The sequence below is a fragment of the Hydrogenophaga sp. genome, assembly GCF_036675665.1.
GTDB lineage: Bacteria > Pseudomonadota > Gammaproteobacteria > Burkholderiales > Burkholderiaceae_C > Hydrogenophaga.
The window spans coordinates 29,936-40,799 of record NZ_JAKFEO010000025.1 but is presented as its reverse complement, the minus strand read 5'-3'; the positions used below and the strand labels follow the sequence as shown (position 1 = coordinate 40,799).

Below are 10,864 nucleotides of genomic sequence, written 5' to 3'. Positions count from 1 at the left end.
GCCACGCCCAGCATCGCATCGGAATGGCCCACGATGTATTTGGTGGCGGCCTGCACCGACACATCGACGCCGTGCTGGAACGGCTTGAAGAACAGCGGCGTGCCCCAGGTGTTGTCCATCACCACGCGGGCGCCATGGCGGTGCGCCACCGCCGCGATGGCGGGGATGTCCTGGATCTCGAAGGTCTCCGAACCCGGCGACTCGACGTAGACCACGCGGGTGTTGGGCCGCATCAGCGCCTCGATGCCGGCGCCGATGCGCGGGTCGTACAGCGTCATCTCCACGCCGTAGCGCGAGAGCACGCGGGCGAGGAAGGTGCGGGTGGGCGAATAGGCGCTGTCGGTGACCAGCACATGGTCGCCCGCCGACAGCAGCGCCGTCAGCGTGGTGACGATGGCCGCCAGCCCCGAGGGGAAGAGCAGCGCGCGGTGGCCGCCTTCCAGCTGGGCCACGGCATCTTCCAGCGCATGGGTGGTGGGCGTGCCGAAACGGCCATAGGTGCTGACGCCGGCCACATCGTTGGCGCGGTCCGTCTTCTTCTGCTCCCATTCGGCCATGGAGCTCGACAGGATGGTCGAACCCCGGAACACCGGGGTGTTGACCATGCCGCCGAAGCGTTCGGGATCACGCCCGAGCGAGACCAATCGGGTACTTTCTTTCATGCGTTGCACTCCTTGCTGATGGCTCAGTCTAGGAGTGGCTGCGGTGACGATTCTTTCGTTGTTGCGCCTGTTCCGGCCTCAAAAGTGAAAAAAATTTACCATGGCTGTTTCAACAATCATGGACACACCATGGACAAAAAAGACCGCAGCATCCTCGCCCTGTTGCAGACCGATGCGCGGCTGTCGGTCAGCGACATCGCCGAGCGCATCAGCCTCTCCACCACGGCCTGCTGGAAACGCATGCAGCGCCTGCACGAAGAGGGCTTCATCCGCCAGCAGGTCTGTCTGCTGGACAGCGCGAAGCTCGGCCTGGGCGTCACGGTGTTCGTCTCCATCAAGACCAGCCACCACGACCTGCAATGGCTGCGCCGCTTCGCGCTGGGCGTGCGCGACCTGCCCGAGGTGGTGGAGTTCTACCGCATGAGTGGCGAGACCGACTACCTGCTCAAGGTGGTGGTGCCCGACATCCAGGGCTTCGACCGCGTGTACAAGAAGCTGATCCAGATCGTGGACCTGTTCGACGTCAGCTCCAGCTTCGCCATGGAAGAGATCAAATACACCACCGCACTGCCGCTGGACTACATCTGAGACCCCGTTCATGAGCCTTCCCGTGCAGCGCTTCCCCTCCCTGTCCCATTGGGGTGCATTCACCGCGGTCGTCCAGGGCGGTCGCCTGATCGCCTGCGAGCCCTTCGAGCGCGATCCAGCGCCCTCCGGCATCCTGGCGTCCATGCCCGGCACGATGCAGTCCGACCTGCGCATCGCGCGGCCCGCCGTGCGCGAAGGCTGGCTGAACCGGCGCGAGGCCAGCGACCGCAGCGCGCGCGGCCAGGAGCGCTTCGTCGAAGTCGACTGGGACGTCGCACTGGACCTGGTCGCCGGTGAACTGGCCCGCGTGCGCGCCCAGCACGGGCACGCCGCGGTTTTCGGCGGCTCGTACGGCTGGTCGTCGGCCGGCCGCCTGCACCACGCGCGCACGCTCACGCACCGTTTCCTCCACAGCGGCGGTGGTTGCGTCAACCAGGCGGGCAACTACAGCTGGGGCGCGGCCCAGTTCCTGCTGCCCCATGTCATCGGCACCTACGCGCCCGTCACGGGCCGCGTGACCGACTGGAACAACGTGCTGCACCACACCGAGCTGTTCATCGCCTTCGGTGGGCTGCCCCTGCGCAACGCGCAGATCACCTCGGGCGGCGCCGGTGTGCACAGCACGCAGGGCTGGGTGGAACGCGCCTGCCGCAGCGCGATCGAGTTCGTGGTCGTCAGCCCGACGCAGGCCGACGTGCCCGATGGCATGCGCGCGCGCTGGATACCGATCCGCCCCAACACCGACACCGCGCTGATGCTGGGCATGGCCCACACACTGCTCGTGCAAGGCCGGCACGACACGGCGTTCCTGCACAGCCACTGCGAGGGCTTCGACGGTTTTGCGCGCTACCTGCGCGGCGATGACGACGGCCAGCCCAAGGACGCGGCGTGGGCGGCGGCGATCTGCGGCGTCGACGCGCCCACCATCATCGAACTCGCCCTGCGGGCGGCCAGCCGGCGCACCCTGCTCAACTGCACCTGGTCGCTGCAGCGCGCCCACCACGGCGAGCAGCCCTACTGGGCCAGCATCGCGCTGGCGTCCATGCTGGGGCAGATCGGGTTGCCCGGCGGTGGCTTCGCCTTCGGGCACGGCTCCATCAACGGCGCGGCCACGCCCCGGCCCGATGTGCCGGCGCCCGAGATGTCGGCCGGGCGCAACCCGATCGGCCAGTCCATCCCGGTGGCGCGCTTCGCCGACATGTTGCTGGCACCCGGCCAGCCCTACGACTTCAACGGCCGCACCAGCACCTATCCCGACATCGAGCTCATCTACTGGGCCGGCGGCAACCCGTTCCACCACCACCAGGATCTCAACCGCCTGATGAAGGGCTGGCAGAAGCCGCAAACCATCGTCGTGCACGACAGCTGGTGGACCCCGGCCGCGCGCCGCGCCGACATCGTGCTGCCCGCCACCACCACGCTGGAGCGCAACGACATCGGTGGCTCCTCGCGCGACCGCTTCGTGCTGGCCATGAAGCAGGCGCTCGCGCCCCACGCACAGAGCCGCAACGATTTCGACATCTACCGCGAGCTCGCGGCGCGCGCAGGCCACGAGGCCGCGTTCACCGAAGGCCGGGACGAGGCCGCGTGGATCCGCTCCATCTACGACGACATGGCCGGCAAGTGGCGCGCCGCCGGCTTCGGGCTGCCCTCGTTCGACGTGTTCTGGGCCGAAGGTTTTGTCGAACTGCCCGAACCGGCGCGCGACATGGTGCTGTTCGAGGCGTTCCGCCAGGACCCGGTGGCGGCGCCGCTGGGCACACCGTCGGGCCGCATCGAGCTGTACTCGCAGAAGATCGCGTCGTTCGGCTACGACGACTGCCCGCCGCACCCGGCCTGGCTGCCGCCCGCGGAGTGGCTGGGCGCGCCCGAGGCCGCGCGCTGGCCTCTGCACCTGGTGAGCTCGCAACCGCCGGACAAGCTGCATTCGCAACTGGACGCGGGAGAGCGTTCGGTGCAGGGCAAGATCAAGGCCCGCCAGCGGGTGTGCATGCACCCGGACGAGGCCACGCGCCGCGGCATCGGCCCGCACGACCTGGTGCGCGTGTTCAACGCGCGCGGCAGTTGCCTGGCCGGCGCCGAGCTGGACGTGCGCGTCATGCCGGGTGTGCTGGTCATGTCCACGGGGGCCTGGTTCGACCCGCAGGACGAGACCCTGGAACGGCACGGCAACCCCAACGTGCTCACGCTCGACGTCGGCACCTCGCGGCTGGCGCAGGGCACCAGCGCCATGACGACCCTGGTCGAGGTGGAGCGCTGGCAAGGCGAAGCGCCGGCGGTGCAGGCGTTCAAACCACCTGCCTGGGTGCCCGCGCCACCATAATGCGCGCCATGGACACCCGATGGAAACCCAGCGTCACCGTGGCCGCCGTGATCGAGCGCGATGGCAGGTACCTGTTGATCGAAGAGCACACGCCTGAGGGTTTGCGCCTGAACAATCCAGCCGGTCACCTGGACCCCGGCGAAAGCCCGGCCGAAGGTGTGGTGCGCGAAACGCTGGAAGAGACCACCCACCGGTTCACCCCCACAGCGCTGGTGGGCGTGTACCTGTCGCGGTTTCAACGGGCCGGCCAGATCCCCGCCGAGGACGAGGACATCACCTACCTGCGGTTTGCGTTCTGCGGCGAGTTGGGGGATGTGGCGCCGGGGGTCAGTCTGGACACCGGCATCGTCAGGACGTTGTGGCTCACGCCCGATGAGATCCGTCGCAGCGCGCCACGCCATCGCAGCCCCCTGGTGCTGCGCTGCATGGAAGACCACCTGGCGGGTCTGCGCTACCCCTTGGCCCTGGTTCAAACCGATCCCTCCGTCAGAGGACCGGGCTGAAGGCCTGTCGCCCGGGCGAGGCTCGGCGACTGCGCTCGCGTCAGCGGGATGCGCAGCGAAAAGCAAGAGCCACGGCCCGGCACGGACCGCAACGACAGGCCCATGCCCAACATCGCGGCGAAGCTCTTGACGATGAAGAGACCCAGCCCGACACCGCTGTCGCTCTCGGTCTCTGGCTCCCCCCGAAAGTATTCGGTGAAGATGGTTTCGTGGAGAGTCGGCGCTATGCCCGCACCGGTATCCCAAACCTGCAGCAGCAGACACGCCCCGCTGGGACGACAAGACACCACCACCCCACCGGACTGGGTGAAGCGCACGGCGTTGGACACCAGGTTGTTGACCATGCGTTCCAGCAGCAAAGGGTCGCTGTGCACGCAGGCGATGCTCGGTGTGACCACCCAGCGCAGCCCCTTGGCCGTGGCCTGGGGCTCGAAAGTCAGGTCCACCCGATCCAGCAACGGCTGGATGGAGAAATCGGACATGTTCGCTCTCAATGAGCCGGTTTCCAGGCGCGCCATGGTCATGATCGAGTCCAGCAACCCATTGGCCGACCCGAGTGCGGATTTCATCTGCATCACGGCGGGGTCGTGCCTTGGCTCGCGCGCATGCAGGCTTTCAGTGGCTAGGCCCATGGCGAACAGCGGCTGCCGCAGGTCGTGGCTGACCGCCGCGAGAAACCGCGATTTTTCGACCGATTGACGCTCGGCCTCCTGTTTCTTCACCTGCTCGCGCAAGCCCATGGACAGCGCCAGATCCTTCGCTTCGCGATCGGCCTTGATGCGATCGGCCAAGGCAAACGACAGCAGCAGCATCTCGACCGCCGAGCCGACCATGACAGGGTGCGCCAGCAGCGTGTTCGTCGGCAACCATCCCAGCGAAATCAAGGACTCGGCAACACCGCACACCATCAGCAGAGTCCAGGCCAGCAAGAAATAGCGTGCGCCCCGGCGTCGGGCCATGAGCCGATTCCACCCCGCGAGCATGAGCGGCAGGATGGTGGCGATGACCATGGCGATCAGGACATGAGCCGCCAGCTTGTAGTCCATCCATGGCCGAAGCACGATGTAGATGGTCCAACAGACCAACAGCCCGCGCAGAACGCGGTCCAGCCCCGGCAGCTCAGCGGCACTGAGCAGGAACCGGCGCCCGAAGAGGATGGCTGCGAGACCACACGCTGCGTAGCCCAAATGCAGCGCGAGGTTGTTCCAGTCCGGCCGCTCCGGCCAGAAAAACTGGGCACCGAAACCGGAGGTGGTCAGTTGGGCCACACCCATCGCGGCGACGAACGCGATGTAGTAGAGGTATACGCGGTCGCGAACCGCCACATAAAGCAGCAGGTTGTAGGCGAACAAGCCCGTCAGCAGACCGAAGTACAGGCTCAACAGCGAATACAGGCGGTGGTCCTGGCTCAGGAGGGCCTGGGGCTGCAGCAGCGTGACGGGGATTTGCAAAGAGCTGGAGGACTGGACGCGCAGCACCAGGGTGCGTGGACCGGTCCCGTTGAAAACCAGCGGAAAAACCAGATGCCTGTGTGGGACGACGCGCGCCGAAAACGGCAGCTCATCGCCGCCCACGGACCGGCTGAGGCGGCCACCGGACTCCAGGACAAACACCTCGACCCGATCCAGTTGCGGGTTGGCCACCTGCATCAACCAGTGATCTGGCGCATGCGCAGAGACATCCAGTTCGACTTTGAGCCACAGGGTGGTGCTTTGGTAGCCGAAGTTGGGCGTGGCCGCGCCTTGCCGCAGGGGCCTGAAGCGCCACGCTTCAGGGCGAGACAGCACCTCGCGCACGGACAGTGCCCCGCTGTCGTCAAGCCGGTATGTGAACGCCGTGGACAAGTCGTAGGCCTCAGCTTCTCCCAGCACAAGGGCCTGGGCCGGGGCGCACAAGAGCGAGATCGACCAGAGCAATGCCCGGACCCACCGCCACGCCTTCTGTGCGCATTGTCGAAACGTCATGACTCCTGCGGCTCCCTTTTCGATTCAGTGGCTGGGTCTGAAATGCGCTTTGAGGGCCATCGTCTCGCGTCATGGCGAATCATCCGGTTTCCATACGGCGATTTCGATCTGCATTCTGCAAATGGGGTCGATTTGCCGCCAATACTGCATCAGCACTATATTGATTTTCAATTGAGTGCAGCCCTGAATTTGTGAATGCGCACACCACTCGTCAATTGAAATCCTGCGTATTTCCAGCCATCAGAATTGATTGGCGCGGATGGATTGCGAACAAATGCTCAATAGGTTGTCAGGCCCGCATTCAAAATACTGCCATCGCGGTATGTGGCCATCCATCGATCCTGAATACGATCAATCTTGCTGCGGTCGCCACACAATCCGGCGTCAATTCCCCAGCGAACCCGGAACCATGCTTCACGAAACCCTCAGAACATCTTTCCGCCCAATCTCATTCGATCAACCCCCATGCAACCCCGATTCAAGCTGATCAGGTATTTCACCATCACCAGTTGGTTTGCATTGGGTTGCGTGGCTGCGGCATTGATGCACTTTCAGGAAAACCAATCGAAACTCGTGGAATCCGTTCTGAACCAGGAGGCTCAGGCCATGCATGAGATGCAGACCTTGCTGGTGAACCGTTCGGAGGAAGCCGCGCGCCGCGATCTGTTGAGCACGCGCGAGGACAACAACGTCCAACTGGCCCGCCTCCTGTCGAGTGCGCTGTGGGAAGACCCGCTGACGCCGTTTCTGGCCACGGCCCGAACCATCGATTTCACCCACTGCCTGAACCTGGGCAAGCACGAAGGCACGGTCCGCGCGCCCATGCCTTCAGCGCAGACCCGGACATGCTTGAGACAACAAGGGGCACGCGTTCGGGCACTCCCCCAGTTCGCCGCGCTCGACACCCGGTTGCTCGGCGCCATGCGCGGCAGCCGGGTCGTGGAGATCCGGATCCTCGACCTTCAAGGCATCACCTTGTATTCCACCGACCACCCACAAGTGGGTGAAGACCAGTCGGGCCATCCCGGCTGGCGGCGCGCAGCACGCGAGGGGCAACCCGCCAGCGAGCGTTCATCCCCGGACCGGTCCGCCGCCATGCCAGGCGTGGTCGAACACCGCGATGTCATCGCCAGCCATTGGCCTGTTGTTGATCCACGAACGCACCAACCCATCGCGGTCTTTGAAGTGCATTCCGACATCACCGCCGACCTCAACCAGCTCCAGCAGACCGCCGCCGATGCCCGCCAGACTGCCGCCGACAACCAGGCTGGCCTTGAGCGGCAGGCGCGGGACAACCGCAACCTGGTGCGGCGCTCGGAGCAGATGCAACTCGTGATGCTGGCGGGCCTGCTCGTGCTCGTGTACGCAGCGCTCCACACCATCGTGCGGCGGGCTCAGGCGGCGATCGAAAAGCAGGCGCTGGAGAGCGAGGCGAACAAGCAGCGGCTCGCGCAGTCCGAGAAGATGGCCTCGCTCGGGCAAATGGTGGCCAGCGTTGCCCACCAGCTCAACACGCCGCTGGCATTTTCCAAAAGCAACGTGTTCATGGCCATCCGGGCGCTGGACGACATGGCGCCCGGCATCCGCAGCGCCTCCCAGGCGCTTGAGCGTGCGACCACCAGCGCGGGAGACACGGCGGCCTCCCGGCCCCTGGAGCTCGACACCGATTCGGTGCTATCGCGGCTGAGCCAGTTTCCCGACGAACTCCGCATGACGCAGGACATGCTGGGTGATGTGTTGATGGGTCTGGACCAAATGAATGAGATGGTGGACAACCTGCGCAGTTTCACCCGGCTGGATCGTTCGCGCACTGCGGTTGTCGACTTGAACACCACCTTGGCCAGCGTGATCTACATCGCCAAGGCCGTGATCTCCACCAAGATCCGGGTGGTCCACAAGTTCTCCAGGCTGCCCGGGCTGGAGTGCCACGTCTCGCAGCTCAACCAGGCCTTTCTGAACCTGATCCTGAACGCGGCCCAGGCCATCGACGGTGCCGGCGTGGTCACCGTGTCCACCGCCTCGGACGGTCAACGCATACGCATCACGGTCGAAGACACCGGCAACGGCATTCCCGATGACGTCCTGCCGCGCATCTTCGACCCCTACTTCACCACCAAACCGGTGGGGACGGGCACCGGGCTGGGGCTGGCCATCGCCCGGGACATCGTGACCGACCACGGCGGAACCTTGACCGTGAAGACCCAGGTGGGCGTCGGCACCACCTTCCAGATCGAACTTCCCATCCCAGCAGGTCAAGCCGCATGAATGCCCTCCGCAAGCCCCGTGTCCTGTGTGTGGACGATGAACCCAGTGTGCTGCGCTCGCTCAACGGGCTTCTGCAAGACCGCTTTGGCGTGTCGTCGGCCACCGATGCCTGGGAAGGTCTCGAGCTCATTTGCAACAGCGATTTCGACGTGGTGATCAGCGACCAGCGCATGCCCGGCATGACCGGCACCGAGTTCCTCAAACGGGTCAAGGAAGCGTCTCCCCACACCATGCGGCTGCTGCTCACCGGTTACTCGGAATACGCCGACGTGCTGCGCTCGATCAATGACAGCGAGGTGTTCCGCTTCATCAACAAGCCCTGGAACAACCAGCACCTGATCGACACGGTCGCCTATGCAGCGACGGTGGCGCGCGAGGTCCCCCTGCCCCGGCCTTCGAACCCCACGACCACCACGGAAATCGACATGGACCGCCTGCGCGGCAGGCGCACCGAAGCCGTGCTCCTGATGGACGAAGACCCTGCCATCGAACACCAGCTCCGAGCCATTCTGGGCGACGAGATGTTGCTGTTGTGGGCGCGAAACCCGAGTGACACGATCAGGCTGCTCCATCGCCACAAGGTGGCCGTGATCGTGGCCGATACCCGCGCGGGCTACGGCGCCACCCTGGATCTCATCCGGGCAGTGAAGCGCAGCAGCCCGAACATCGTGCCCCTGATCTACACGGCGGAAGGCGACGGCAGCAACATCGGCCGACTGATCAACGAAGGTCAGATATTCCGCTTCATTGCCAAACCCGCGGGCCCGAGTCATTTGAATCGCATGATCAGATCGGCGCTCAGGAAGCATCGGGATCTCATGGCACAACCCGCCCGCATCGCCAGGCACGCGGTGGAAGTGTCGCGCAGTCGCGAGCTCGAACACGCCGTCGATGGAGCGACTGGGTGGGAGCCCACCGAAGTGGCTCCTCGGGTGACCGCACCCGTCGACCCGTGCATGGCGGCTCGCGAGGTCACGAGCACCGCGCCCGTCTCCGGCGTGGCCTGGCTCAAGCGCCTGTTCGGCAAATCCTGATCGGGCGCGGCGCAAGCGCGCAACCCGCCTTGGCATACAGTTGACGGCAGCCCCAAATCCCGGAGTCCACGCGCCGATGAATTCGCCCACACACGCTGCCGACAGTCCCGTCCCACCCAGTGCATTGCCGCCCGACGACGCCCTGCGCATGGAGCTGCACAACGAAGTGCATGCGCGGCCTTCCGCGCGCATCCGCCTGCCGGTGCTCATCGTTTTCGTGGCGGTGCTCAACGACGGCGTGAGCCGCGAGCAGGAATGTGAGCATCTGCGCCGACTGCCCGGGCAGGACGCCCTGACCCCCGACCAGTTGCGCGGCAACTTCCTGCGCCTGCGCTTCGAGGGCTACACGCTCAAATGGGAGCGCCACACCGAGTTCACCCGCTACTCCATCGTGCAGCCCCTGCCCGAAGGCACGGGCCTGGGCACCAGCGAGCCGGCGCTGCTGGACGCGCTCGTCACGCCGCCAGGGTGGCTGAGCGAGATTCCGGGACGCACGGTGGCCGCGATCAAGATGGTCATGCTGCAGGCCGTGCTGCCCGATCAGAGTCCGGCGGCCCAGGCCGCGCTGATGGGGCCTGCGCAGCGCTGGTTCGGCGGACGCACCGTGGTCGCCTCGCAACTGGGTGGCGGCCATTCCTGGGCACTGACGGACTTCCACCTGCGGCCCTCGGGCTTCGAGCGCATGCTGGTCATCACCCCGCAGGACACCAGCGAAACCCGGGCCGGTCGCATTTCCCAGCGCCTGTTCGAAATCGAAACCTACCGTCTCATGGCACTGCGCGGCCTGCCCGCGGTCAAGACGCTGGCGCCCATGCTGGCGCAGGCCGAAACCCAGCTGGCCTCCATCACGGCACAGCTGGAGAACAAGTCCACGTCCGAGCAGGAACTGCTGGACCAGCTGATCTCGCTGGCGGCCCGGGTGGAGCGCGCCACGGCCGAGAACACCTACCGCTTTGCGGCCACGCGCGCCTACGACGCGGTGGTCACGCAGCGCATCGCCGAGTTGCGCGAGAAGCCGATTCCGGGCACGCAGACCATCGGCGAGTTCATGCAGCGCCGGCTCTCGCCGGCCATGGCCACGGTGGCCGCGAGCGCGCAGCGCCTGGCTTCGCTGTCCGAGCGCGTCTCGCGCGCCAGCGCGCTGCTGCGAACGCGGGTCGACATCGTCACGGAAGCACAGAACCAGCAGTTGCTGGCCAAGCTCACCCGGGGCCAGGAACTGCAACTGCAACTGCAGGCCACGGTGGAAGGTCTGTCGATCGCGGCCATCTCGTACTACGTGATCAGCCTGCTGCTCTACGTTGCCAAGGGCGCCAAGGCCGCTGGCCTGCCGGTCCAGCCGGAGATGGCCGCGGGCGCTCTGGTGCCACTCGTGCTGTGGGTCGTGTGGCGCACCACGCGGCGCATTCACGCACGCCTGGGCTCGCCCGCGCACTGAGCATGCACGGCCGCTGCCATCGGCATTGCTGCCGTTGTTGTTAATGAGAATTATTCCCATATAATTCGCCAACTGCTGTGCACACAG

At 65.7% G+C, this 10,864-nt stretch carries 8 protein-coding genes; 6 read left to right on the top strand and 2 right to left on the bottom strand.

Annotated elements, in window-relative coordinates; translation table 11 throughout:
* Positions 1 to 662: trans-sulfuration enzyme family protein (locus V6M63_RS10270; RefSeq protein WP_332741485.1), on the bottom strand; the 662-nt coding region annotated here is incomplete at its 3' end.
* Positions 663 to 791: 129 nt separating this feature from the next.
* On the opposite strand from V6M63_RS10270, the gene V6M63_RS10265 reads away from it, so the two are divergent.
* Genes V6M63_RS10265 through V6M63_RS10255 form a run of 3 tightly spaced genes read left to right on the top strand, consistent with a single transcriptional unit; the run spans position 792 to position 4,076 of the window.
* On the top strand, positions 792 to 1,250 hold the full coding sequence (locus V6M63_RS10265; RefSeq protein WP_332741484.1) for an Lrp/AsnC family transcriptional regulator: 459 nt from the start codon (positions 792 to 794) through the stop codon (positions 1,248 to 1,250).
* 10 nt (positions 1,251 to 1,260) lie between these two features.
* Complete coding sequence (locus V6M63_RS10260) at positions 1,261 to 3,573, top strand: molybdopterin-dependent oxidoreductase (protein WP_332741483.1); 2,313 nt, start codon at positions 1,261 to 1,263, stop codon at positions 3,571 to 3,573.
* Positions 3,574 to 3,581: 8 nt separating this feature from the next.
* Complete coding sequence (locus V6M63_RS10255) at positions 3,582 to 4,076, top strand: NUDIX hydrolase (RefSeq protein WP_332741482.1); 495 nt, start codon at positions 3,582 to 3,584, stop codon at positions 4,074 to 4,076.
* Here the strand turns inward: V6M63_RS10255 and V6M63_RS10250 are convergent.
* A complete protein-coding gene (locus tag V6M63_RS10250; protein ID WP_332741481.1) occupies positions 4,043 to 6,040 on the bottom strand; it encodes a sensor histidine kinase in 1,998 nt (665 codons plus the stop codon). The two genes, V6M63_RS10255 and V6M63_RS10250, sit on opposite strands and share 34 nt — an antisense overlap.
* A 465-nt stretch (positions 6,041 to 6,505) precedes the next feature.
* Between V6M63_RS10250 and V6M63_RS10245 the strand changes: the two genes are divergently transcribed.
* The 3 genes from V6M63_RS10245 to V6M63_RS10235 all read left to right on the top strand — a co-directional run bounded on the left by V6M63_RS10245 (position 6,506) and on the right by V6M63_RS10235 (position 10,777).
* Positions 6,506 to 8,305, top strand: a complete 1,800-nt coding sequence (locus tag V6M63_RS10245; RefSeq protein ID WP_332741480.1) for a sensor histidine kinase — start codon at positions 6,506 to 6,508, stop codon at positions 8,303 to 8,305.
* On the top strand, positions 8,302 to 9,339 hold the full coding sequence (locus V6M63_RS10240; protein WP_332741479.1) for a response regulator: 1,038 nt from the start codon (positions 8,302 to 8,304) through the stop codon (positions 9,337 to 9,339). The genes V6M63_RS10245 and V6M63_RS10240 overlap by 4 nt, the downstream gene beginning before the upstream one ends.
* Positions 9,340 to 9,415: 76 nt before the next feature.
* A complete protein-coding gene (locus tag V6M63_RS10235) occupies positions 9,416 to 10,777 on the top strand; it encodes a DUF3422 family protein (protein ID WP_332741478.1) in 1,362 nt (453 codons plus the stop codon).
* Positions 10,778 to 10,864: the final 87 nt, after the last annotated feature.

Bases quoted from the DNA above. Each gene is read 5' to 3' on its own strand.
- V6M63_RS10260 (WP_332741483.1), top strand. From the start codon at position 1,261: ATGAGCCTTCCCGTGCAGCGCTTCCCCTCCCTGTCCCATTGGGGTGCA.
- V6M63_RS10255 (WP_332741482.1), top strand. From the start codon at position 3,582: ATGGACACCCGATGGAAACCCAGCGTCACCGTGGCCGCCGTGATCGAG.
- V6M63_RS10235 (WP_332741478.1), top strand. From the start codon at position 9,416: ATGAATTCGCCCACACACGCTGCCGACAGTCCCGTCCCACCCAGTGCA.
- V6M63_RS10250 (WP_332741481.1), bottom strand. From the start codon at position 6,040: ATGACGTTTCGACAATGCGCACAGAAGGCGTGGCGGTGGGTCCGGGCA.
- V6M63_RS10245 (WP_332741480.1), top strand. From the start codon at position 6,506: ATGCAACCCCGATTCAAGCTGATCAGGTATTTCACCATCACCAGTTGG.
- V6M63_RS10240 (WP_332741479.1), top strand. From the start codon at position 8,302: ATGAATGCCCTCCGCAAGCCCCGTGTCCTGTGTGTGGACGATGAACCC.
- V6M63_RS10265 (WP_332741484.1), top strand. From the start codon at position 792: ATGGACAAAAAAGACCGCAGCATCCTCGCCCTGTTGCAGACCGATGCG.